Source organism: Ruegeria sp. SCSIO 43209 (assembly GCF_019904295.1).
Lineage (GTDB): Bacteria > Pseudomonadota > Alphaproteobacteria > Rhodobacterales > Rhodobacteraceae > Ruegeria.
In genome coordinates this window covers 1,106,728-1,130,239 of sequence record NZ_CP065359.1, presented here as the reverse complement: position 1 = coordinate 1,130,239, position 23,512 = coordinate 1,106,728, and the positions used below count along the sequence as shown (strand labels likewise).

The 23,512-nt window shown below is 58.1% G+C and carries 23 protein-coding genes; 11 read left to right on the top strand and 12 right to left on the bottom strand.

The window, feature by feature from the left end; genetic code table 11:
- Window positions 1–2: 2 nt before the first annotated feature.
- Window positions 3–1,166, bottom strand: coding sequence for a M20 aminoacylase family protein (locus I5192_RS05715; RefSeq protein WP_170636205.1), 1,164 nt, complete (start codon window positions 1,164–1,166; stop codon window positions 3–5).
- Between the two features lie 66 nt (window positions 1,167–1,232).
- On the opposite strand from I5192_RS05715, the gene mazG reads away from it, so the two are divergent.
- The 3 genes from mazG to I5192_RS05700 all read left to right on the top strand — a co-directional run bounded on the left by mazG (window position 1,233) and on the right by I5192_RS05700 (window position 3,537).
- Complete coding sequence (gene mazG, locus I5192_RS05710) at window positions 1,233–2,090, top strand: nucleoside triphosphate pyrophosphohydrolase (RefSeq protein WP_223117944.1); 858 nt, start codon at window positions 1,233–1,235, stop codon at window positions 2,088–2,090.
- A gap of 62 nt (window positions 2,091–2,152) precedes the next feature.
- Window positions 2,153–3,091, top strand: coding sequence for a nucleoside hydrolase (locus I5192_RS05705; protein WP_170662756.1), 939 nt, complete (start codon window positions 2,153–2,155; stop codon window positions 3,089–3,091).
- Window positions 3,088–3,537: an N-acetyltransferase gene (locus tag I5192_RS05700; RefSeq protein ID WP_170422057.1), complete on the top strand. Its 450-nt coding sequence runs from the start codon at window positions 3,088–3,090 to the stop codon at window positions 3,535–3,537. Before I5192_RS05705 ends, I5192_RS05700 begins: the two co-directional genes overlap by 4 nt.
- Here the strand turns inward: I5192_RS05700 and I5192_RS05695 are convergent.
- From I5192_RS05695 to I5192_RS05670, 6 genes are all read right to left on the bottom strand, one after another.
- Window positions 3,534–3,701, bottom strand: a complete 168-nt coding sequence (locus tag I5192_RS05695; protein ID WP_170396730.1) for a hypothetical protein — start codon at window positions 3,699–3,701, stop codon at window positions 3,534–3,536. The genes I5192_RS05700 and I5192_RS05695 overlap by 4 nt on opposite strands.
- 102 nt (window positions 3,702–3,803) lie before the next feature.
- Window positions 3,804–4,121, bottom strand: coding sequence for a hypothetical protein (locus I5192_RS05690; RefSeq protein ID WP_170422059.1), 318 nt, complete (start codon window positions 4,119–4,121; stop codon window positions 3,804–3,806).
- Window positions 4,122–4,243: 122 nt separating this feature from the next.
- Complete coding sequence (gene eno, locus I5192_RS05685) at window positions 4,244–5,521, bottom strand: phosphopyruvate hydratase (protein WP_170406273.1); 1,278 nt, start codon at window positions 5,519–5,521, stop codon at window positions 4,244–4,246.
- A 144-nt stretch (window positions 5,522–5,665) separates the two neighbouring features.
- Window positions 5,666–6,544, bottom strand: a complete 879-nt coding sequence (locus I5192_RS05680) for a DMT family transporter (RefSeq protein ID WP_170422062.1) — start codon at window positions 6,542–6,544, stop codon at window positions 5,666–5,668.
- A gap of 136 nt (window positions 6,545–6,680) precedes the next feature.
- On the bottom strand, window positions 6,681–7,094 hold the full coding sequence (locus I5192_RS05675; RefSeq protein WP_170396723.1) for a Fur family transcriptional regulator: 414 nt from the start codon (window positions 7,092–7,094) through the stop codon (window positions 6,681–6,683).
- Window positions 7,095–7,166: 72 nt separating this feature from the next.
- On the bottom strand, window positions 7,167–7,871 hold the full coding sequence (locus tag I5192_RS05670) for an endonuclease/exonuclease/phosphatase family protein (protein WP_170396721.1): 705 nt from the start codon (window positions 7,869–7,871) through the stop codon (window positions 7,167–7,169).
- 116 nt (window positions 7,872–7,987) lie between these two features.
- Between I5192_RS05670 and I5192_RS05665 the strand changes: the two genes are divergently transcribed.
- Window positions 7,988–8,419 (top strand): hypothetical protein, encoded by a 432-nt coding sequence (locus I5192_RS05665; protein ID WP_255612082.1) that lies wholly within the window; start codon window positions 7,988–7,990, stop codon window positions 8,417–8,419.
- 62 nt (window positions 8,420–8,481) lie between these two features.
- Here I5192_RS05665 and I5192_RS05660 read toward each other — a convergent pair whose 3' ends face one another.
- Window positions 8,482–9,900 (bottom strand): YdiU family protein, encoded by a 1,419-nt coding sequence (locus tag I5192_RS05660; protein ID WP_223117943.1) that lies wholly within the window; start codon window positions 9,898–9,900, stop codon window positions 8,482–8,484.
- Window positions 9,901–9,986: 86 nt separating this feature from the next.
- On the opposite strand from I5192_RS05660, the gene I5192_RS05655 reads away from it, so the two are divergent.
- Both I5192_RS05655 and I5192_RS05650 read left to right on the top strand, forming a co-directional pair.
- The gene (locus I5192_RS05655) at window positions 9,987–10,406 is read left to right on the top strand and encodes a cupin domain-containing protein (RefSeq protein WP_223117942.1); all 420 of its coding nucleotides are present in this window, start codon (window positions 9,987–9,989) and stop codon (window positions 10,404–10,406) included.
- 4 nt (window positions 10,407–10,410) lie between these two features.
- Window positions 10,411–11,301, top strand: a complete 891-nt coding sequence (locus I5192_RS05650; protein WP_223117941.1) for a fatty acid desaturase — start codon at window positions 10,411–10,413, stop codon at window positions 11,299–11,301.
- 64 nt (window positions 11,302–11,365) lie between these two features.
- On the opposite strand, the gene I5192_RS05645 is transcribed toward I5192_RS05650, so the two are convergent.
- Window positions 11,366–12,445 carry an anhydro-N-acetylmuramic acid kinase gene (locus I5192_RS05645; protein WP_370644450.1) on the bottom strand — a complete coding sequence of 360 codons (1,080 nt, stop codon included), beginning with the start codon at window positions 12,443–12,445 and terminating at the stop codon, window positions 11,366–11,368.
- Window positions 12,446–13,095: 650 nt separating this feature from the next.
- Here I5192_RS05645 and I5192_RS05640 point away from each other — a divergent pair.
- Window positions 13,096–14,175 (top strand): Hint domain-containing protein, encoded by a 1,080-nt coding sequence (locus tag I5192_RS05640; RefSeq protein WP_223117940.1) that lies wholly within the window; start codon window positions 13,096–13,098, stop codon window positions 14,173–14,175.
- A gap of 298 nt (window positions 14,176–14,473) precedes the next feature.
- Complete coding sequence (tyrS, locus tag I5192_RS05635) at window positions 14,474–15,724, top strand: tyrosine--tRNA ligase (protein WP_223117939.1); 1,251 nt, start codon at window positions 14,474–14,476, stop codon at window positions 15,722–15,724.
- 77 nt (window positions 15,725–15,801) lie between these two features.
- On the opposite strand, the gene I5192_RS05630 is transcribed toward tyrS, so the two are convergent.
- Window positions 15,802–17,289, bottom strand: a complete 1,488-nt coding sequence (locus tag I5192_RS05630; protein ID WP_170422077.1) for an adenylate/guanylate cyclase domain-containing protein — start codon at window positions 17,287–17,289, stop codon at window positions 15,802–15,804.
- Between the two features lie 341 nt (window positions 17,290–17,630).
- On the opposite strand from I5192_RS05630, the gene I5192_RS05625 reads away from it, so the two are divergent.
- Genes I5192_RS05625 through I5192_RS05615 form a run of 3 tightly spaced genes read left to right on the top strand, consistent with a single transcriptional unit; the run spans window position 17,631 to window position 20,663 of the window.
- Window positions 17,631–19,181, top strand: coding sequence for a trimethylamine methyltransferase family protein (locus I5192_RS05625; RefSeq protein WP_223117938.1), 1,551 nt, complete (start codon window positions 17,631–17,633; stop codon window positions 19,179–19,181).
- Window positions 19,182–19,200: 19 nt separating this feature from the next.
- Window positions 19,201–19,932, top strand: coding sequence for an SDR family NAD(P)-dependent oxidoreductase (locus I5192_RS05620; protein WP_223117937.1), 732 nt, complete (start codon window positions 19,201–19,203; stop codon window positions 19,930–19,932).
- Entirely contained in the window at window positions 19,929–20,663 is a 735-nt protein-coding gene (locus I5192_RS05615) for an SDR family NAD(P)-dependent oxidoreductase (RefSeq protein ID WP_223117936.1), read from the top strand. The genes I5192_RS05620 and I5192_RS05615 overlap by 4 nt, the downstream gene beginning before the upstream one ends.
- A 12-nt stretch (window positions 20,664–20,675) precedes the next feature.
- Here the strand turns inward: I5192_RS05615 and I5192_RS05610 are convergent, their stop codons facing one another.
- The gene (locus I5192_RS05610) at window positions 20,676–22,016 is read right to left on the bottom strand and encodes an FAD-binding oxidoreductase (RefSeq protein WP_223117935.1); all 1,341 of its coding nucleotides are present in this window, start codon (window positions 22,014–22,016) and stop codon (window positions 20,676–20,678) included.
- Window positions 22,013–23,509, bottom strand: a complete 1,497-nt coding sequence (locus I5192_RS05605; protein WP_223117934.1) for an aldehyde dehydrogenase — start codon at window positions 23,507–23,509, stop codon at window positions 22,013–22,015. Before I5192_RS05605 ends, I5192_RS05610 begins: the two co-directional genes overlap by 4 nt.
- Window positions 23,510–23,512: the final 3 nt, after the last annotated feature.

Here is a 23,512-nt window from a genome sequence, read left to right as displayed (position 1 = left end):
TGTCAGCCCAACGGCTGTGCCTTTTCGACGATCCGCGCGAAGAAGGACGCTCCGATCGGCGCGACGTCGTCATTGAAGTTGTATTTCGGATGGTGCAGCCCCGCGCCATCTCCTTGCCCCATGAACAGGTAAGCACCGGGTCGGGCCTGCAGCATGTAGGAAAAATCCTCTGCCCCCATCTCACGCCCAGCATCATCTTTCACGCGTTCCGCGCCGGATACATCCCGCGCCACTTCAGCCGCGAATGCCGCCTTGTCGGCGTCGTTGATAGTGGCGGGATAACCCTCCTGATAGTCCAGTTTGGCCTCGACACCGTACGAGGCCGCCTGCCCCGCCACGATCTGCGCCATTCTCTCTTTGACCATCCTTTGCACGGCCGGATCAAAGGTGCGAACGGTGCCGTTCAGATAAGCGGTATCAGGGATCACGTTATTCACTGTTCCGGTGTGTATCTGCGTCACCGACACCACCAGATCGTCCAGCGCATAGTGGTTGCGGCTGACGATGGTTTGGATCGCCTGCGCCATCCCGCAAGCTGCCATCACCGGGTCGCGCGTCTCATGCGGCATTGCCCCGTGGCCGCCCACGCCCTGAATATGGATCTCAAACGTATCTACTGCGGCCATCAGCGGCCCCGGCGTGGTTTCGAACAGCCCCTCGGGCCGACCCGGAGTGTTATGGATACCGTAAACCTGAGAGATATCGAACCGATCCATGATGCCTTCTTCAACCATCACGCCCGCGCCGCCGCCCTCTTCCTCGGCAGGCTGAAAGATCAGCGCAACCCGGCCCGCAAAATTCCGCGTTTCGGCCAGATAGCGCGCAGCACCCAGTAGCATGGTTGTATGCCCGTCATGACCGCAGGCATGCATCTTACCGGGGTTTTTCGAGGCGTAGTCCACGCCCGTCTCCTCGGTAATCGGCAGAGCATCCATGTCAGCGCGCAGACCAATAGTCGGTCCCTCGCCCTGCCCGTTGATGATCGCGACCATGCCGGTTTTGGCGATTCCCTCATGCAGTTCATCTACCCCAAACTCGCGCAGACGCTCGGCCACATAGGCGGCCGTCTCATAGCATTCGAATTCCAATTCGGGGATGGTGTGAAGGTGCTGGCGCCACTTGGCCATATCAGCGGCGTAATCGGCAATTCGGTTGACGACGGGCATCTGGGGTGGACTCCTGATCCTGACTGCGGGATGGATGCATCTGACACCGGAACGAAAGGGTTCGCAATGGCCGAAAATCCTCTGATCCACGACACGGACGCAGGTATCGAGCGTTTGCTGGAAATCATGCGCCGCTTACGCGACCCTCAATCCGGCTGCCCGTGGGATATCGAACAGGATTTTTCGACCATCGCGCCCTATACGATCGAAGAAGCCTATGAAGTCGCCGATGCCATCGAACGCGAGGCTTATGACGAATTGAAGGGAGAGCTGGGCGACCTGCTGTTCCAATCCGTCTTCCACGCGCAAATGGCTGAAGAGGCTGGGCATTTTACCTTTCAGGACGTGGTGCGCACCATGTCGAACAAGATGGTTACCCGTCACCCACACGTCTTCGGTGATGAGTCCCGAGACAAGTCGGCGGATCAACAGACAAAGGACTGGGAAACCATCAAAGCCGCCGAACGTGCGGGCAAAGAACAAAAAGGTGCACTAGACGGTGTCGCCGCCAACCTGCCCGCCCTGCTACGCGCACATAAGCTGCAGAAACGTGCCGCGCGCGTAGGGTTCGACTGGCCCGACGCCAGCCATGTGCTGGCCAAAATCACCGAAGAGGCCGCCGAACTGGAAGAGGCGCGCGACAGCATGGATGCCGACGCGCTTGAGGATGAATTCGGCGATCTGCTGTTTGTGATGGTCAACCTTGGCCGCCATCTGGGCATCGAACCCGAGGCTGCCCTGCGCCGCACAAACGCCAAGTTTACTCGTCGTTTTGAGAAGGTCGAAGCCCGGCTGGCCGAACGCGGAAAAACGCCCACCCAAAGTGATCTGGCCGAAATGGACGCGCTGTGGGATGAGGTGAAAATCGAGGAACACCGCGCCAACGGCAAACTCCCGCCGGTGGATGCCGCACGCGAGGCCTGAAACCGCTGGACAAGCCCCGCGACACTTGCGAGTGTCCGCCCTTCACGGCCCCGGAGACCACAATGCCCCGCAAGATCATAATCGACACCGATCCCGGACAGGACGACGCCGTCGCCATTCTTCTGGCGCTTGCCAGCCCCGAAGAGATCGAGGTTCTGGGTATCACCGCCGTCGCTGGAAACGTGCCTTTGGAGCTGACCGCCAAAAACGCTCGCATCGTGTGCGAGTTGGCGGGGCACACCGAAATCCCCGTCTACGCCGGATGCGATCGCCCCTTGAAACGCCCGCTCGTCACCGCCGAGCATGTGCATGGTAAAACAGGGCTCGACGGCCCTGTTTTGCCAGATCCCGAAATGCCTCTGGCCGAGGGTCACGCGGTCGATTTTATCATCGATACCCTACGCGCACATGAGCCCGGCACGGTGACGCTCTGCCCTCTGGGGCCGCTGACGAACATCGCCACAGCGTTCCAGAAAGCGCCCGACATCATCAACCGGGTGCAGGAAATCGTGCTGATGGGTGGTGCGTATTTTGAGGTTGGAAACATCACACCAGCAGCCGAATTCAACATTTATGTCGACCCGGAAGCTGCTGAAATCGTGTTTAAATCCGGCATTCACATCGTAGTCATGCCGCTGGATGTCACCCACGACGCGCTGGTCACGCCCCATCGCAACGATGCATTCCGGGCATTGGACAGCAAGGTTGGTCATGCGGTCGCAGAAATGACCGATTTCTTCGAACGTTTCGACAAGGAAAAATACGGATCGGAGGGCGCACCGCTGCACGACCCCTGCGTCACCGCCTATCTGATCCGACCCGAGTTGTTCTCGGGCCGCCACATCAATGTTGAGATCGAAACCCAATCAGAATTGACGTTGGGCATGACAGTGGCCGACTGGTGGCGGGTCACTGATCGCGCACCAAACGCCATGTTCATGGGTGACGTGGATGCCCAAGGTTTCTTCGACCTGCTCACAGAAAGACTTGCCCGCCTATGACCGCCGCACTCCGCCTTGCCCGCCCCGACGATCTGGACCGACTGATGGCGCTGGTCGCAGCGTTTCACTCGGAATCCGGCATCGCGCAGGATGACGAGAAACGTCGCAACGCGCTGGCCCCACTGCTGGATGGAATACCCCATGGGTGCATATATCTGATCGGTCCGGGCCGCGCGCCGCTGGGCTATGTCATCCTCACCTTCGGCTGGTCGGTCGAGTTTGGTGGCATGGATGCCTTTGTAGATGAGATTTACATCCGCCCCGCCGTTCGCGGACGCGGTATCGCCACCGAAGTGCTGCATGATCTCCCCAAGGCGCTGGCCGAGGCCGGTCTGACCGCCCTGCATCTTGAGGTCGACCGAACCAACGAAACCGCGCAGAAACTATATCTGCGGTCAGGTTTTAAACCGCGCGATCGCTACATGCTGATGAGCAAATCGCTTTAGCGCGATTCCCCCCGGAAGATTACCGCCGGATTTGCCATTTCCTGCACCGGATCATCCTGCGAAACCTGCATCCCTGTGATCGGATAGGTCCCAGGCTCTGAACATGCGGCCAGCATCCCCGCGCAAAGCATTGAAATTACGAGAAAGACCTTTGAAGCAGACATATCGTCCCCCTTTCTGCAATGTTTGCAGACTATCGGGAGTCACAGCGCCGCAATAGGAACAAGTTCACACATAACGACATTTATGTTTGTTTAGCTTAACGATCAGCGGCAGTTCTTATTGAACGTCTGCTCCATGGTCTTGAACTGCCGGGGCACGCGTTTGGGTTTGGGCAGCGCATTCAACTGTTCAGTTATGTTCTCACCGGTGTACCAGGACTCGAACAATAATTCTTTGATGTCATCGTCCAAAACCGTGTTGGCGACGTTATAGGTGCACAGGCATTCCTCCATAGTGACCTGCCCGCTGGGATCGCCTTCCACCATTTTCTGGCACACTGCCTGAGGCGGACGATCAGCCCCTGCAAGCTGAGGCAGGATCAATAGCGCCCCAGCGCCAACGATGCGTTTGAATGTTGTCATAAATCGCCCTCTCCCATGTTGGCCTTCGATGCCCAGCTTAGACGGATCGGTAATGACTCAAAGAAAAAAATGGCCCCGGCGTTCTACCGGGGCCTGATCTGGTTTTACCAAGTACGCCAAACTCAGCGCTTTAGGATCGACGCGCCGGCGTATTCTGCGACCTCACCCAGCGATTCCTCGATGCGGATCAGCTGGTTGTATTTGGCCAACCGGTCCGACCGCGCCAACGAGCCGGTTTTGATCTGCCCGCAGTTGGTCGCCACAGCCAAATCGGCAATGGTGGCATCTTCGGTCTCGCCCGAGCGATGCGACATCACGTTGGTATACCGTGCACGGTGGGCCATATCGACGGCGCGCAGAGTTTCGGTCAGTGATCCAATCTGGTTCACCTTGACCAGCATCGAGTTGGCACAGCCACGATCGATCCCCTCGGCCAGGCGCTCTGGGTTGGTTACGAACAGGTCGTCGCCGACCAGTTGTACTTCGTTGCCGATGGCATCAGTCAGCGCTTTCCAGCCATCCCAATCGTCCTCGGACATACCGTCTTCGATCGAGATAATTGGGTAATCTTTGACCAATGTCGCCAGATACTCTGCGTTTTCCTCTGAGGTCAGCGAGATGTTTTCACCCGACAGAACATATTTTCCGTCGCGGTAGTATTCGGTGGCGGCGCAGTCCAGCGCCAGATGGATCTCTTCGCCGGGTTTGTAGCCCGCTTTTTCGACCGCCTGCAGGATGAAATCCAGTGCCTCACGGGTCGAAGCGATGTTAGGGGCAAAACCACCTTCGTCCCCCACTCCGGTGGCCAGTCCGGCAGCCGACAGTTCGCGCTTGAGCGTATGGAACACCTCCGACCCCATGCGCACGGCTTCGCGGATATTCGCGGCCGAGGTCGGCATGATCATGAATTCCTGAATGTCGATCGGATTATCGGCGTGCTCACCCCCGTTGATGATGTTCATCATCGGAACCGGAAGAACGCGCGCCGAAGTACCGCCAACATAGCGATACAGAGGCTGCGTGGTGAAATCCGCCGCCGCCTTGGCCGTCGCCAGCGAGACACCCAGGATAGCGTTCGCGCCCAGACGGCCCTTGTTCTCGGTCCCGTCGAGTTCAATCATCGCCTGATCGATGGCCACCTGCTCGGTCGCGTCAAAGCCCACTAGTTCTTCGGCGATCTCGCCGTTAACGGCAGCAACCGCTTCCAGCACGCCCTTTCCCATGTAACGAGATTTGTCACCATCGCGCTTTTCCACCGCCTCGTAGGCGCCGGTCGACGCCCCTGAAGGCACAGCGGCGCGGCCCATGGTGCCGTCTTCCAGAATCACGTCCACTTCGACCGTCGGGTTGCCCCGGCTGTCCAGTATTTCGCGTGCGTGGATGTCGATGATCGTGCTCATGATACGGGTCCCAATGATGCCAACGGTTGCATGCCTCATACCAGCACGCGGCGAAAAGTAAACCGTTTCCGTTATCGCTAACACTTATATTTTTCAGCCTTTAGGGCTAACAGTTTGCTGTTTGCGCCAACAGGTCGCGGGCGCTTAGGCCACTGCCAATGCCCGCGCCAGCTGGCGTTCTCGAATGAAAGTATACAGACCTGATCCGATAATCAGACCGGCACCGGCCAACGTCATGCTGTCGGGGCGTTCGCCAAACATCAGCATCCCGGCCGTGATCGAGAACACCAACCGTGTATACCGAAACGGCGTCAGCGCTGAGGCTTCGCCAATCCGCATCGCGGTTACGATACCGTAATAGCCCAATACGCCGAACCCAATGGCACCCAGATAAGGCCCGATCTGCGCAGCTTGCAGCGGCACAACGGGCTGTGCTGTGAACACCATAAGGGCCGCACCAGCCAGCGCCACTCCGATATAGGCCTGCAATGCGACGACCGACGAGGCCACACGAACATCCAACCTGCGTGTGATCAGATCACGTGCCGCGATCGCAACGACCGATACCAAAACAAACAATGATTCCGGCTGGAATCCCTCGAACCCGGGGCGGATGATCATCAAGACGCCGACAAAGCCGATCCCGATGGCGCTCCAACGGCGCCAACCGACCTGCTCACCCAGAAACAGTGCTGCCCCCATCGTGACAAATAGAGGCATCGCCTGAAAAACCGCCGCCACAGTCGACAGATCAACAAGTGACAGCGCGGTCACGAAGCTGAGCGCACCAAAGGCTTCGGTCCCGGCACGGATCAGCGGCAAAGGTTGCCACGCGACCGGGTCGAAGATGCGTTTGCGTGTCGCCATAGACATAAGCGTAAACACAGCCCCGCAGATCAGACCCAATGCGATCATGATCTGCCCGGTCGACACACTGACCGAGAGATGCTTGATGAACATGTCCTCAAGCGCGAAGGCTGCCATCGAGCCGATGATCAGCAAAATGCCGTTTACGTTGTTCATGCGCGTTTCCATTGGAACAGGCCGCTGACAGGCGGACCTTTCCGGCAGCAAAACCGCAAGCTTTGCGACGTCGCAAGCAGTATTACGACATGTTCGATGAAATCGCGTTCACCGACCGATCGATTTTCGTGATGTGTCAGTCTTTTTCCAACGGTACGCCGTACAATTCAAGGCGATGGCCTTTCAGCCTGTAGCCAAGCTTGGCCGCAATCTTTTCTTGCAGAGCTTCTATCTCAGGGTCGACAAACTCGATCACCTCGCCTGACTGCATGTCGATCAGGTGGTCGTGGTGATCACGCTCTGCATCTTCGTATCGCGCGCGCCCGTCGCCGAACTCCAGCCGCTCAAGTATCCCGGCCTCTTCGAACAACTTCACGGTACGATAGACTGTCGCGATCGAAATTCCCGCATCTTCGGCTGAAGCACGGGCATAAAGCTCTTCTACATCCGGGTGATCTTCGCTTTGTTGCAAGACCTGTGCAATGGTCCGCCGCTGGCCGGTCATGCGCAGGCCCTTGGCTTCGCAACGGGCGATAATCGTGTCGGACATGGTGACCCCCGGGACTGTTCGGTGTTCTGTCTTAATATGTCTACGCGCCCTGCGCCACAGACGATTTTGCGGTCAGGCGATGCGTCGCAGATCGGCCCAGACCGGCAAATGATCCGAGGCGATATGCGCGGGCCGCGCATCATGCACCCCGTGCAGTGCAGCCTCAAGCCCCTGCCCCACCGCGATTCTGTCCAGCGCCCCCAATGGCTGCGCGGCCGGGAAGCTTGGAACCGGAGGAAGAAACCGCATGTCCGGGGCCAAATGATCTAGAACAGGCTGGCGTGACCATTCGTTGAAATCCCCGGCCCAGACGGTGGGCATGTGTTCCAGATCAGAATCACATCGACGGATATGACTGATCTGTTGACGTCGCGACGCCGGCAAAAGCCCAAGATGCATCCCCATCACCCGCAAAGGCCCGATCTGCGTATCAAACTCGACCCGCACGGCGCCGCGGGGCTCCAGACCCGGCAAATCATGATGACCTGCCTGACGCACCTGAATGGCGTCCCCACGCCAGATCACCGCGTTGCCATGCCAACCAAGACTACCGGCACCGCCCAAGTCCACGATCTGCCACCCGGCCTCATCCAGCATGAAATGTGGCAAAGCGGCAGGACGGGGCGGCAATCGTTTGTCCGCCTCCTGCAGAACAACGATATCGGCCTGCATGCTTTCGATGACCTGCAATATCCGCTGCGGCTGCCGCCGGAAATCGAGTCCCACGCATTTCTGAATGTTGTAACTGGCAAGGCGCAGGGTCGAGCGGTAGGTCATCGGCACACTTAAACTGATTTAACCCAAGATCGCCAACTGGTCGGACAAGTGCAAGCCGAACCCAGCGCTGAATGGCAACGCGCCGCTTGCTCCGCTAACATTTGTGCAAAACGGCCTTGAGCCCGCGCAGCCCCTCGGCCACCTTCACGATCATGTTCATAAGGTTTGTCCATCCGATCAAGATAGAAGATATGGACGCGCGTCAGGGGTTCTTCTGCGCGGCCTACGACCTGCGCGACACTGCCGCGCTGGATAAATACACATTCGATCGAATTGAGGCGCTGCTGGTTTGGTTCCGGGAAAACCTTGAAATCCCCTATCGGTTCAACAGGACAAAATCTAAAGGCGCCTTTCAGCGCAACACCAAAGGCCTCAGCTGGTTCAAACCCGAAGCCAATGAGGTTTTGGGCAAGTCGTATGAGATGGTCGCACTGCTCAAAGAAAACGGATACCAGATCGATACTCTGCGATCAGACCGGATCGGCTACATTGTCTATGAAGATGCGTGTCAGGTGATCGCCGAGCCCTTTGCAGACACGCCCCGATAGCCTCAAAAGCTGAAACTTCAAAAGTTTCAGGCTCGGTTTCTTCATAAGAAACCGTCTCTTTGTTACGTACCGCAGAATGTCGCGTGTACGACCTCGTTCTTCGCCGGAGGGCGCATCAGGTCAGCTGAATCTGGTTGATCCTCATACGGCCGTGACAGCACTTCATTCAGCCGATTGAACGGTGCGTAATCGCCCTGCACCGCAGCCTGAATCATCTGCTCCACCCGATGATTGCGTGGAATGAAGGCCGGATTGGCCGCATCCATCACGTCCAAAGGCGCATCCTCACGCGCCAAGCGTTCCTGCCATCCCTTTGCCCATTCGTCAAAAGCCGCCGGGTCGGCAAACTGGTCTCGCGCGCGGTCGCTGCCCAGCGCGCGGAACGTGTTTGTGAAGTCCGCCTGATTCTGCGCCATCCGCGTCAACAGATCCGAGATCATTTCAAGATCCCCCTCCTCTGCCCGAACCAATCCGATCTTGGCCCTGAAACGTTCCAGCCAATGTGCCTGCATCAACGCAGGCATGGCATGGACAATTTCGGTGGCCTCTTCGACAGCTGCGTCCTTGTCCTCAAACTGCTGAATTAGGGCCGTTGCCAGCTGCGCCAGATTCCAAACCGCAATCTCAGGCTGGTTCGAGTAGGCATACCGCCCCATCCGGTCGATCGAGCTATAGACTGTATTCGGGTGATAGCTGTCCATGAACGCACATGGGCCATAGTCGATCGTCTCACCGGCGATCGAGCTGTTGTCAGTATTCATGACCCCGTGAATGAAACCCACGCTCATCCATCGGGCGATCAACCCGGCCTGCGCATCCCGAACCGCGCGCAACAAACCCATAGCCCCGTCCGCCTCAGGATAGTGGCGCTGAATGGCATATTCAGTTAGCCGTTGCAGGCTCTCTAACTGCCCTCGCGCTGCAAACACCTGAAACGTGCCTACCCGCAAATGGCTTTGCGCTACACGTGTCAATACCGCCCCGGGCATCGGACCCTCGCGCAGCACGATCTCTCCGGTTTCAACCGCTGCCAAGGCGCGCGTGGTGGGAACGCCCAGCGCATGCATCGCCTCGGAAACCACATATTCGCGCAAAACCGGCCCCAGCCAGGCACGTCCATCTCCCTGGCGCGAGAATGGTGTCTGCCCTGAGCCCTTCAATTGAATATCCCGCCGAATCCCGTCGACTCCGACCGTCTCACCTAACAAAACCGCGCGCCCATCTCCTAGCTGAGGGTTATAGGTGCCAAACTGATGCCCGGAATATAACTGCGCCAGCGGCTCGGCCCCCTCGGGCACAGTATTGCCCGCAAAAGCCTGCGCCATCTCTTCAACGTCGCCCGGCGCAATCCGCAACAGTCGCGCCAGATCACTGTTGAAGGCAACAAGCTTTGGTGCACGCACAGGCACGGGCCCCTGCCGCGCAAAGAAGGTGTCCGGCAGGCGAACATAGCTGTTGTCAAACGGGATCATCAAAGTCATGCGGCAAACATATGCTCTGCATACACAATTGCCATAGCAGATCGTGCGCGTGCGTGCATAATCCCACAAACAGACCCGAGGCTCCCATGACCGCGCAAGACATCATCCAACACCTGAACCTGCAGCAGCACCCCGAAGGCGGCTGGTTCAAAGAGACCTGGCGCGCCGACAATCCCGGCCGTGCCACCGGCACTTGCATCTACTTCCTACTGGCAAAGGGTGAGCGCAGCCACTGGCACAAGGTAGATGCGACCGAGATCTGGCTCTACCATTCCGGCGCTCCGCTGATCCTCTCGCTCAGCGCCTCCGATACAGGCCCTGCCAAAGACCACATCCTGACACCTGATCTGACCCAAGGCGCACCGCAGCTTATTGTACCCAAGGGCCATTGGCAGGCGGCGCGCAGCAGTGGAGAATACACGCTGGTCAGTTGCACTGTTTCACCGGGATTTGAATTTGACGGGTTTGAACTCGCGCCACCCGGCTTTGATATTCCAAGAGTGTAATTCCATGGACCACCGCGCCCTGATCGCCGCGATCCCGCCCGACACCAAGGACAGGCTGCAACAGCGGTCAGACATGGCAGGTCTCAGACATCTAGCGATCTATTTCGGCGCTTTGACAGCAACCAGCACCGGTATCATCCTACAGGTTCCCCTCTGGCCACTATTGCTCCTGCCGCAAGGCCTATTGCTGGTTTTCCTCTTTACGCTCAGCCACGAATGCACCCACAAGACGCCGTTCAAAACCCCTTGGATCAACGAAGCGGTTGGGCACCTTGTCTCAATTCCCATCTGCCTGCCGTTCACATGGTTTCGCTACTTTCACCTTGCCCATCACAAATGGACAAACCACCCGACCAAAGACCCGGAACTTGGCGGCAAACCCCGCCCCGAAAACTGGCGCAGCCTTGCGATCTATCTCAGCGGCTGGCCATATTGGACGGGTATGGCCCGTGTGTTGACCGACAACGCGCGCGGCAGGATTGACGCCGCTTACCTGCCAACCCGCCAGCACCGCGCCATACGAACCGAAGCCCGAATATTGTCCACACTATATGCCCTGGCCGCACTCAGCCTGTTCTTCAGCCCCTTGTTGTTCTGGCTCTGGCTTCTGCCCGCCCTTATCGGCCAGCCTTTCCTGCGCCTATACCTGCTGGCTGAACACGGCCTCTGCCCGCCGGTGGCAAATATGCTCGAAAACTCCCGTACCACCTTTACCAATCGAATGATCCGATTTCTGGCCTGGAACATGCCCTACCACGCGGAACACCACGCCTTTCCAAACGTGCCTTTCCACCACCTTCCAGCCTTCCACCGCTGGACCCAGGCACACCTGCAATCCACCTCGGGCGGCTACACCGAATTCACCCTGGATTACGCCCGCGCCCTAAATCGCTAGATCCGTCCCTTCATCTGGCCAAAAATACCTCGGGGGAGTCGCGCAGCGACGGGGGCAGAGCCCCCTACCCGCTCACCACGACACCCCTCGCCGGAGACGACACGACACCGCCCCCGACCAGCGCACTTACCCCGGTGGTACCCGGGCAAGAGGTCGGCAATCCCCGCGCCACACGCACGGCAAGGTAGGCAAAGGCCTGCGCTTCCAGCATGTCTCCGTCCAGCCCAACCGCCTCAACCGGTTCGACCGGGCAATCCAGCGACACGCGCAGCATTTCCATCAGCACTGGGTTGTGACGTCCGCCACCGGTAACCAGCATGCGCACAGGCGGCTTGGGACAATGCTCCATCCCCTGCAGCACACCCGCAGCGCTCATCCCGGTCAACGTGGCCACCGCATCCGCATCGCTCAGTTCGGTCACCAGACCGATCATTTCCGAGAAATCATTCCGGTCCAGCGATTTGGGCGGCATTCGGTTGAAATAGGGCTCGGCCAGAAACAGCTCCAGTGCGCCGGTCTCGACCGTACCCTCTCGGGCCAGCGCGCCGTCCCGATCCATCGGCAACCCCAACCGCGCCTGCATCAGATCGTCAACCGGCGCGTTGGCAGGTCCGGTGTCGAAAGCCAGCAACGCCCCTGGCGCTTCAGGCCCGTCAAAAGACGGGTCAACATAGGTCAGGTTCCCAACACCGCCCAGATTGAGGAAACACAGCGGCTCTTCCGCCCCGATCCATTTGGCGCAGGCGAAATGAAAGAACGGGGCCAGAGGCGCACCCTCTCCGCCCAGCGCCACATCATCGCTGCGAAAATCCCAGACCACCGGCAGCCCCAAAGCCTGCGACAGACCCAGCCCGTCACCCACCTGCAACGTGCCACGCCCACGCGGCTCATGTGCCAATGTCTGACCGTGGAAGCCGATCAGGTCGACCTCTTCGAACTCTGAAAGAACCTCGGCATGTGCCCGGGTCACCAATTCAGCCGAGATATCAACCTTTGGTCCATGCCAAAGCCCCAGCGCCGCGCGCAGTGTGGCACGCTCTTCCTCGGAATAAGCGCGATACCCGCTGGGACCAAAGCCGAATATCTGCTGCCCATCGGTTTCAACGACCGCAGCGTCCACACCGTCCAGCGATGTGCCCGACATGGCCCCCAACGCTCTGATCGCCCCCGATTTGCTGATGACCCTGCCCACGCCGACCTCGTATTGCGTCTCTCCACCCGTTTCGCCGGGTTCTGAGCACAACCTGCACGGTAATGCAAAGCCAAGGCAAGACACATCATGCGCGAGCTTCATTTTTCTTGGAAAAGGTGCCTTTTCCTTGCCTCTGCCCCCGCCTGTACCGTGCGCCGCTACAGAATTCCGAAAGGTACGAGACCGCGAATGAAGGCGACAAGGCGTTCCCAAACGCAGCGCAGTTCCGAGTGCTCATGAAAGAGCTGTACAAAGTCCATTACCACATGTTCGCAGATCGCTACAGCAGGTGCCAAGCTCTCCCAAGAATGCCCGTCGCCGGTTTCAGTGTTCCACTTGGTCTGAAGCACCTACGATCATTCCATATAGCTCAGCTTCGTCAGATTTTCATTGAAACAAAGCGACTGAATAATGGCCGGTACTTTGGGATGTTCAGTGCAATAAAAGCGCAGGCTCAAAACCCCGGATAATCGCAAATGTTGCACCAATGCTTATAGATGAGATACTAATATGCAGCAAAGCACAGACAACAAATTGAGGACGGGTGAGTAGGTTCATACCGCTTAGTAAAAAGCGGCAGTGAATTGGCCTGAACAGGGTTTATGCCAAACATATACGGTGCATTTCGGACGGACACGACTCTGACTACGAACCAGGCCCAATTCGGCGGCGTTGGAACGACATTTCAGATCTCCGCGTACAATACGATCGAAATTACTGATGGTGTTGACCCCAACACCATCGAAGGAGACGGTGTAAACAACGAATTCCCAGACGATCCCACGCAAACCTATCTGGGGAATGCAATTGCCTGGGACTACAATTACATAGTCACGGATGGCACCAATACCTACACGATTGGCGTTTTCGACTATGATTCCAGCGGCAACGGCGCGTTTGGCGGCGGAGCCGAGCAAGGGTTTTTCATCGGCTTTTTGGGGGATGTCCCCCCGCTCAACACAACACTGACGATCACGGCGCTGGGTGACGGTGCCTTCGCCAGTCCAGTCGTAAATCTGCCCGTTGACGACTTTGTTCCCTGTTTCACCAGTGGCACGAATATTCGGGTAAGGGGTGGTCATAAGGCGGTCGAGGATCTGAAAGCCAGCGATGAGATCGAAGTGTTTGATCCCACAGGTGATGGGCCCGGATTTGCCACCCTGCTGCGGGTGTTTCGCCGTACGATATCTGCCCCGGAACTGGCCGCAAACCCCAAACTGCGCCCGGTTCGTATCAGCGCCGGAGCGTTAGGTCTGGGCTTGCCTCAGCGTGATCTTGTGGTGTCCCGGCAGCACCGGATGCTGGTGTCTTCAAAGATTGTCGAGCGTATGTTCAGGACTTCCGAAGTTCTGATACCCGCCGTCAATCTGACTTCGCTGCCCGGTATTTTCATCGACCAGGATGCTCAGAGCGTCGAGTATTTTCACCTTCTTTTTGGACAGCACGAGGTAGTCTATGCCGAAGGCGCACCATCGGAAAGCCTGTTCACCGGACCGGAAGTGCTCAAGGCCATCAGTGCAGAAGCACGAATAGAAATCCTGAGCATATTCCCCGAGATAGCAGAACTGGAATTTGCCCCCAAGCCCGCCTGCCCGATCCCATCCGGGAAGCTGCAAAAGCAACTGATTGAACGCCACATCAAGAATGAAAAGCCGCTTCTGTCCAGACACACTGCACGCTAGAACCAGAGGTTATCCGGCAGGACTTGGTACGCTTCAAAGACTGACGCGATATTCTGTGTTTCGCTATGCGTTATTTCTTCGCGTTTCCCTCAGAAAGCTTATCCGCAAGATTCTTTCAGTACGGACTGCACTTGCTCGCCAATGACTGGACATTCCGCGAGACTTAGGGAATTAGAAGGCCAGTCGCATGAATGTACCTTCCGTCGTGCGACCAAGCGGGTCTGGTTTTGAAATTACTGACCTATGACTTACACCAGCCCTTGCAGAGAGGGCCAGAACACAAGGCCTGTTGAGCGTCATGACCTACCACCCCAAATCGGATTTCATCGCCACGATGATCGAGCGCGGCTTTCTCGCCGACTGCACCGATTATCAAGGCCTTGACGACGCTCTGATTTCTGGGGTGCAGACGGCTTATATCGGCTATGACGCCACCGCACAGTCGCTGCATGTAGGTCACCTGATGAACATTATGGTGCTGCGCTGGTTGCAGAAAACCGGCCACAAGCCAATTACCCTGATGGGCGGCGGCACCACCAAGGTAGGCGACCCCTCGTTCCGTTCAGACGAACGCCCCCTGCTGGGCCCTGAACAGATCGACGCCAATATCGCAGGCATGAAGCAGGTGTTCTCGAAATACCTGTCTTACGATGACAGCGAGACCGGCGCTCTGATGCTGAACAATGCCGAATGGCTGGATAGCCTGAACTACCTCGATTTCCTGCGCGATATCGGGCGGCATTTCTCGGTCAACCGGATGCTGAGCTTTGAATCGGTGAAATCGCGGTTGGATCGTGAACAGTCGCTGAGCTTTCTCGAATTCAACTACATGATCCTGCAGGCTTATGACTTCCTCGAACTGAACCGCCGATATAACTGCGTTCTGCAGATGGGCGGCTCGGACCAATGGGGCAACATCGTCAACGGCATCGACCTAACCCGCCGGGTGCTGGATCACGAGATCTATGGCCTCACGACCCCCCTGCTGACCACCAGCGATGGTCGCAAGATGGGCAAATCACAAGGCGGTGCGGTTTGGTTGAACGGCGACATGCTGAGCGCCTATGAGTTCTGGCAGTTCTGGCGCAACACCACCGACGCCGATGTGGGCCGGTTCCTGAAAATCTTCACCGAGCTTCCGGTAGACGAATGCGACCGCATGGCCGCGCTGCAAGGGTCCGAAATCAACGAGGCCAAAATCCGCCTCGCCAATGAGGTCACCACCCTACTGCACGGGTCCGAAGCCGCTGCAACCGCCGAGGCGACCGCGCGCGAGGTATTCGAGAAAGGCGGCGTAGGTGGCGACCTCCCGACTTTGACGCTGAGCGCCTCGGAACTGGGTGAAGGCATGTCCATCGTGCAGCTGATCGTCAAATCCGGCCTCGCCAAATCCGGCAAAGAGGCCAAACGCCTGATCGCCGAAAACGGTGCCAAGCTAGACGATGCTCCGCTGACCGACGCGGGCCTGATGATCGACGCAGGCGCACTGTCCTCGCCCATCAAACTCAGCGCGGGCAAGAAACGCCACGCACTGGTTCAATTGGGCTGATCCAAATTGGGCGGTCGCCGCCGGGTGGCCGTCCATTGAAGTAGAAGTGGCAGATTAATTAGGTCGAGACGTAGTGGTCAGCTTTTGGTTTTAGAACCGATCAAGAACCACGTTTTCACAGAACCCAATCCCTTTATCTCCACCACGCCTCGGGGTTCGAAGTCGTAGTCCGCTTCAAGCTCCTCTTTTGCGGCACCCGTTACCTGGATCCTCCCCGGTTCACCGTGGCTCTCCATCCGGCTGGCGGTGTTCACCGTTTCCCCCCAAACATCATAGAACAACTTCTGGTTTCCAATGACACCGGCGACAGCAGGCCCTGCGTGAAGTCCGATTCTTACTTGAAGCCCATCCGGAAAATCAGGTGACATTTCCGCAACCGACCGCTGCACGTCCAGAGCCATCTCGGCGACGCGATGCACCGGGTCGCCGACCGGAGACGGCATACCTGCCGCGACCATATAGGCATCACCAATTGTCTTGATCTTTTCCAATCCGTGTTTGTCGGCCAATTCATCAAATAGACGAAAGATCTTGTTCAGAAACCCGACTACATCTTCCGGTGGCAGTTTCGATGCCCGTGGCGTGAAATCCACGATATCAGCGAATAGTATTGCAACCTTGGGCAAACTGTCAGCGATAGTCTGGTCTGGCTCAAGCTTCAATCTTACCGCAATGTCTTCTGGCAGCAGATTGTAAAGCAACTTTTCCGACCGGTCGTATTCGGCTTCCAATTCGGCTCGCTGGGTCTCTACCTGTTCATAAAGATCACCCAGACGCGCACTTGTTGCATTCACGTCGTTTGCCAATTTGCCAAGCTCGTCGCGATTGGGGACATCAACTCGCGCCGCGAAATCTCCTTCGGCGACAACGCTAAGTGTTTGGCCAATTCGGCGCATTGGCCAGATCAGTGACGAAGAGATTGCGTAGCCAAGAAAAAGGGCTGCCCCCATTGCAATTGTTGCCGCCGCCACGACCATTTTGCGCGTCGATTGGTAAACTTCGGCATTCCTATTTGCCCGGTCACGCATCTCTGCTTCGGCGCCCTGCACAAGATTGTACGCATCGCTTTGCAGTGAACGAACTTGGCGAAAAATCTGATCCAATCCCAATTCGGCGAGATTCTGCATGTCTCCGTCTCTTCGAAACCGCACCATGGCGGCGGCCTTGGTTTTGATGTCGCCCAAATCTGCGCGGATTTCATCAATGGTTTGGAACTCTTTGCTGCCCGCCTGCAGGAATCGACGTATCCCTTGCGCAATGTGATGTTGCAGGTTCTCGATCTGACCGATGAAATTGCCGGTTGAAAATGCAAAAATTTCGTCCGAGTCGTCCCCGGGCGTCTGATCGATGACCAAGGACAAGTTCATCAGGTTCAACTCGCTCAGCGCCAAATGGATTTCGTTGAAATATGCAATCCTCTCCTGATCATGGATCATCGCATCGACACGCCTGTTCGATTGCTGCAAGGCCGACACCGCAAAAAGAGCCAATCCCAAAAGCAACAAGGTGATACCCAAAAACGCCATCAGCAGTTTTACCCGCACAGACAGGGCAGCTTTTGCCACGCTCCTTACGATCAGATTTGTTTGCTGAGAGTTCCTAATGCCCCGCTCCCACATGGATTAAGCCCGTCTCGAATGGTGCCGATACATTAATCAGAATACAGTCTGCGGGCGGACTAGTCACTTTTGGCCGCAATTCTTTGGCCCCATCGTCTGCTTCGCTGCCATTGCGTGATGTTAAACACAAACTCCCACAAAGATGCGTTTGAGATGCTTTAGTGAACCTCCTTCGAGTTGCCGTTTATTTGACGAAACCCCAACGTCGCATTTCGCAACAGTCTTTCGCATTCCTGCATGTGGACCTCACCCTTTCCGTTCCACTCTGAACCGGAAGGAGGCACCATATGACCAGAACTGCCACAGCCACACGTACCGGAGGGCGCTCTGCCCGGCGCGCCATGCGCACCGCTCCAAACTTCGAGATGCTGCCAGGGCTGACCCGCGGCATTCCGTTATGCGAAGTGATGGACGGCGCACAGGTTGAACGCATTGATGCGGCCTCGATGGATATTCTGGAAAACGTAGGCGTTCAGTTCCGTGACCCCATCGCGCTGGAAGACTGGAAGAAGGCTGGTGCCAAGGTAGAAGGCGAGCTCGTCTATCTGGATCGCGGTCTGGTGCGCGAGTTGATCGCGACCATTCCGTCAGATTTCACCTACCACGCGCGCGATCCGAAAAAGAACGTGCGGCTGGGCGGTAAACACTCGATCTTCGTGCCGATGACCGGTGCGCCCTTCCTGCGCGATCTGGAAGATGTGCGCCGCAACCCGACGCTGGACGATCTGGCGATGTTCCACAAGCTCAGCCATATGTTGCCCGCGCTGCATTCCTCGGCCCATCACATCGTGGAGCCCTATGATCACCCGATCAGTCAGCGGCATCTGCGGATTACCTATTCGTCAATGAAGCACTCTGACAAAACCTTCATGGGCATGACCACCAGCCCCAAGAATGCCGAAGATGTCATGGAGATGTGCGCCATCCTGTTCGGCGAGGATTTCCTTGAAGATCACCCGGTCACCACTGGCAATTGCAACGGCAATTCGCCGCTGGTCTGGGATGAAACCATGTTGGGCGCGATGCGCGCCTTCTGTCGCCGGAAGCAGCCGGTGTTGTGCTCGCCCTTCGTTCTGGGCGGGGCCAATACGCCCGCCAGCGTCCCCGCCACGGTGGCGCAACTGAATGCCGAGGCGCTCAGCGCGCTGGCCTATACGCAGGTGATCCGCAAGGGCGCGCCCGCGATCTACGGGCACTACCTGTCGACCGTCTCGATGAAATCCGGCGCACCGATGGCAGGCACGCCCGAGATCAGTCTGATGAACTTCATGATTGGACAGATGGCCCGGTATTACGAAGTGCCTTGGCGTACCTCAAACACTCTGGGCGGAGCCAAGACGTTCGACGCGCAGGCAGGCTATGAATCCGCAACCACTCTGCAGGCCGTGATCCATTCCGGCGCCAACTACATCTGGCATTCGGCGGGCTGGAACGAGGCCGGGATGCACTGCTCGACCGCAAAGTTCATCGTTGACGCAGAACAATGCGCCATGGCCTATCGCATGGCCGAGGGCCCGAAATGGGGCGATTTCGATCAGGCCGTTTCGGCAGTCGGTGATATCGGTCCGGGCGGGCATTACCTTGGGCATCCGCATACGCAGGACAATTTCCAGAGCGCATTCTTCATGCCGGATATGTTCGACAACAACTCGATCGAACAATGGCAGGCTGAGGGTTGTATTGAAATCACCGAACGCGCCCTGAAACACGCCCGCAAGCTGCTGGCCGAGTATCAGGAACCAACGCTCGATATCGCCAAGAACGAAGAGCTGCTGGATTACATCGCCCGGCGCGAGCGTGAAATACCGGCTGCGGATGAGCTGAACCAGTCCTACTAAATCCCGGGGAGGTACACGAATGAGGTTCGCTGAAAAAACCGCACTCGTCACAGGGGCGTCGGGCGGGATCGGGGCCGCCATCGTCAGCCAGCTGCGGGCCGAAGGCGCGCGTGTGGCTGTTGCTGACCGCGATGTGGGCAGCCTTGCAGCCGAGGCGCATCTGCCCGGCGATCTGCGCGATCCCGACTATTGCGACGGGCTGGCCTTGGCCGCGCATCAGGCGCTGGATGGTCTTGATATCGTGATCAACAATGCAGGCGTGATCACCCGCGGCCCGGTGACTGAAACATCCGATGAGGATTGGGCCCTGTCCGTCGGTGTGAATGTCGAGGCTCCTTTCCGTATCTGCCGCGCTGCGATTCCAATCATGGCGGCGGCGGGTGGCGGTGCTATTGTGAACACTGCCTCGTGCTGGGGCCTTCGACCTGGCCCGGATCATGCGGTGTACTGCATGACCAAAGCGGCCATTGCCAGCCTCACCCAATGCATGGGGCACGATCACGCCCATCAGGGCATCCGCATCAACGCCGTCTGCCCGAACGAGGTGAACACACAGATGCTGCGTTCGGGCTTTGCCAAACGTGGGTTCGATCCTGATACGGCGATTGCCGAGCTTGGGAAGTCGGTGCCTTTAGGGCGTATCGCCGAACCCGAAGATATAGCCGAAGTGATCCTTTTTCTCGCCTCGGATTCGGCGCGCTACATGTGTGGTGCTCTGGTCGAAGTGAATGGGGGCAAGCCGGTGCAATGAAAAGATTCGCAGGAAAAACAGCGCTCGTGACCGGTGGCCGCAGTGGCATCGGACAAGCCATCGCCCGCCGGCTGCGCGAAGAAGGGGCTAATGTCTACACTGCGCAGCGCGGTAAGGATGATGAGTTCCCCTCTATCCCGGCGGATTTTGCCAACCCGGAAAGCCCGGCGCAGATCGTCAAGCAGGTCGTGGGCAGCGCGGGCCAGCTGGACGTACTGATCAACAATGCAGGCATGATGCAGGAGGCCTCCGTCAACGACATGCCGCTTGAAGATTGGCAACGCAACCTCATGGTCAACCTGACCGCCCCGTTCCTGCTGATCCAGGCTGCACTGCCACATCTGCGCAAAACCAAGGGCAGCATTGTCAATATCGGCTCGGTCGAGGGGTTGGGCAGCAACCCCGGCCACGCCGCCTACTGCGCCTCTAAGGCCGGGCTGCATGGGCTGACCCGCGCGGTTGCCGTGGACCACGGAGCAGAAGGCATTCGCTGCAATGCAGTGGCACCGGGCTGGATCGACACAGACCTCAACATCGATTTCATCGAGAGCATGAACGACCCCGGCGCATTCCGCCGGGATATCGCCCGCATTCATCCCGTAGGCCGCACCGGCGACCCGAAAGAAGTCGCCGCACTGGTCGCGTTCTTGGCAGCCGAGGAAGCGGGTTTTGTCACCGGTCAAATTTACACGATCGATGGCGGACGGATGGCAAAGCTCAGCCTGCCCTGACCAGCCTGCAAGCTATTCCGCCCCTGATCGCCACTCTTTCCAGCGCAGATACGCATTGGCCCCAACCGATGCGAAGGGCTCGGGTGGTAAACGCGGTGGCATCGGTTGCGCCAGAAAATGATCTGCAATCTGGGAGTCTTTCCCCTGCACAAGCTCTGCCACGCCCATTCCTTGCAGTGTTCCTCGCGCTATACCCAATCCGTTTTGACAACAGGCGGCATATACACCCTGCTCGATCTCACCGAACGCGGCCGAGCCATTGCGGCTGAGGCACAGCATCCCAGCCCAACGGTGCTGCATCTGTACATTTGGCAAGTTGGGAAATCGCTCCTGAAACTTACGATCGTGCACCGCGCCTGCCCGATTCAAATGGCTATCGCTGCTGTGGATTTCAGGATGAAAGCTTGAACAGGTCCGGATCAGAATGCGATCCCCATAACTGCCCGAAACCCGCCGGACCGAAGTGCCCATCGGATCCGCTGGCGTTACTGACCAGCGTGGCTGTCCGCCCAGCGTGGCGATCTGATCTGGCGTCAGCGATTCCGTTATCGACGCGTAGAGGCAGATGTGCATCAGACGCCGCTGGTAAAACCCAAAGCTCTCCAGGTGACCATTCGTTGCCATCACGATCCGCCCCGTCGAAACCCGCGCCTGTTCGGTCTCGACCGCCCAGCCACCGCCTTGTTTGCGAAACCCGGTCACGGCAGAGTTTTCATAAACACCGATCCGCCCAGCCAGATGCGTTGAGAGAGCCCGCACATAGGCTGCAGGCTGGATCATCACCGTCCCGGGCGCAAACAGACCAGATGTGTAATGCGGGCTGCCTGTCAGCGCCTGCATCTGCTGTGCATCATAAAGCTCGTGGGGCTCTCCCAATCGCGCCAGATGCACTGCGTAGTCTGCGTTGTGCCGATCACCCGCTGCGGTCGCAGCAGCGTTGATCTTGCCGCACGGGTCGAACATCTCCGGCGACAGGTCGCACTCAGCGGCTACCCGGGTCGCAAAGGAAATCGCCTGGCGATTCAGCGCGATTGTGGTCCGATCTGCGTCCAGCCCATCGCTGGCGTAATTGTCCGAGGCCAAGTCATGAGGCAGATCGATCATGAACCCCGAGTTGCGCCCGGCAGAGCCTTCCGCAAAGCGCCCAGCCTCAAGCACCACAACCTTCAGCGCCGGATCAAGCTGATGCAGCCTCAGCGCTGCGGACAGCCCGGCAAAACCACCGCCGATGATGGTCACATCTGCGGTCTGGTCTTGCTCAAGCCGAGGCAGGTCTTGCTGCAGAGGCAGGATGGCATTCCATCCTGCCACGCCGGTTTGCCGGGGCAAACGTTTGGCGGTGTAGATCGTCAATCTACCGCCTCATCTTCGTCATCGGCCAGATCAATCCAGATGGTTTTCAGCTGGGTATACTGATCATGGGCGTGGACCGAGTTGTCCCGGCCACCAAACCCAGACTGCTTGTAGCCACCAAAGGGTGTGGTGATATCCCCTTCACCAAAGCTGTTGATCGTGACGGTACCCGCCCGGATCGCCCGCGCGCCACGGATCGCGCGTTTGGCGTTGGCCGTGAAGATCGAGGCGCACAGCCCATACTCGGTGTCATTGGCAATGCTGATCGCCTCGTCAAAGCCCGAAACTTCGATCACCGACAAAACCGGGCCAAAGATCTCCTCGCGCGCCAGCGTGGCATCGTTTCCGGGCACCTCGACCACCGTGGCTTCAACAAAACCCTTGTCGGCCTTGCCGCCTATCAGCACGTTTTCGGCCTGTTCCAGATAGCCGCACACCTTGGAATAATGCCCCTCGCTGACAAGCGCGCCCATGCGGGTCTCTGGGTCCAACGGGTCGCCTACGTTCCAATGTTTAGCATGGTGGGCAATACGCTCCAGCAGCTCTGCCTTCACGTCTTTATGCACAATCAACCGCGATGAGGCCGAGCAATTCTCGCCCATGTTCCAGAATGCGCCATTGACGACATGCGCCGCCACCCGATCCAGATTTTCCGCATCGTCCATCACGATGGCCGGGTTCTTGCCGCCCATCTCAAGCACCACCTCCTTGGCATTGCTTTCAGCGGAATAGTTCAGGAACTTCTTGCCCGTCACGGTCGAGCCGGTGAAGGACACCATGTCGATATCCATGTGCCGCCCGATGGGTTCGCCCACCTCGGCGCCACCGCCGGGCACCACATTCAGCACACCGTGCGGCAATCCGGCCTCAGACGCCAGCTCCGCCACCTTTAATGCGGTCAGAGAAGTCTCGGCCGCCGGTTTCACCACCACCGAACAGCCCGCCGCCAGTGCGGGCCCGATCTTCCACGCCAGCATCAGCAAGGGGAAGTTCCACGGCAGGACCAGCCCAACCACGCCGATGGGCTCACGCACGACCATGGCGATGTGGTCATCACTGGCCGGGCTGACCTGATCATAGATTTTGTCGATCGCCTCGGCATGCCATTTCAGGCAGTGGATCGTCTCGGGAACATCAACAGTTTCGCAATCAAAGATCGTCTTGCCGCTGTCGATGCTCTCCATCACCGCCAGTTCCCGCGCGTTGCGGGTAAGCAGCTTGCACAAGCGGATCAGAATGTCCTTGCGATCCGAGGGGTGCATCTTTGACCAACGCCCGTCGTCAAAGGCTTCTCGCGCCTTTTCGACCGCAAAATCCACATCCTCCGATCCGCAGGCAGCAATGCTGGTCAGCACAGCCCCGGTGGCTGGATTGATAGTCTCGAACACCTGCCCTGAGGTCGCCGGGCGGTAGCCGCCATCGATGAAAGCGCCCGTCGGCAGATCCAGATGCGCAGCGATGGATTCGTATTCGTCTTTCGTCAACAAGCCCATGCC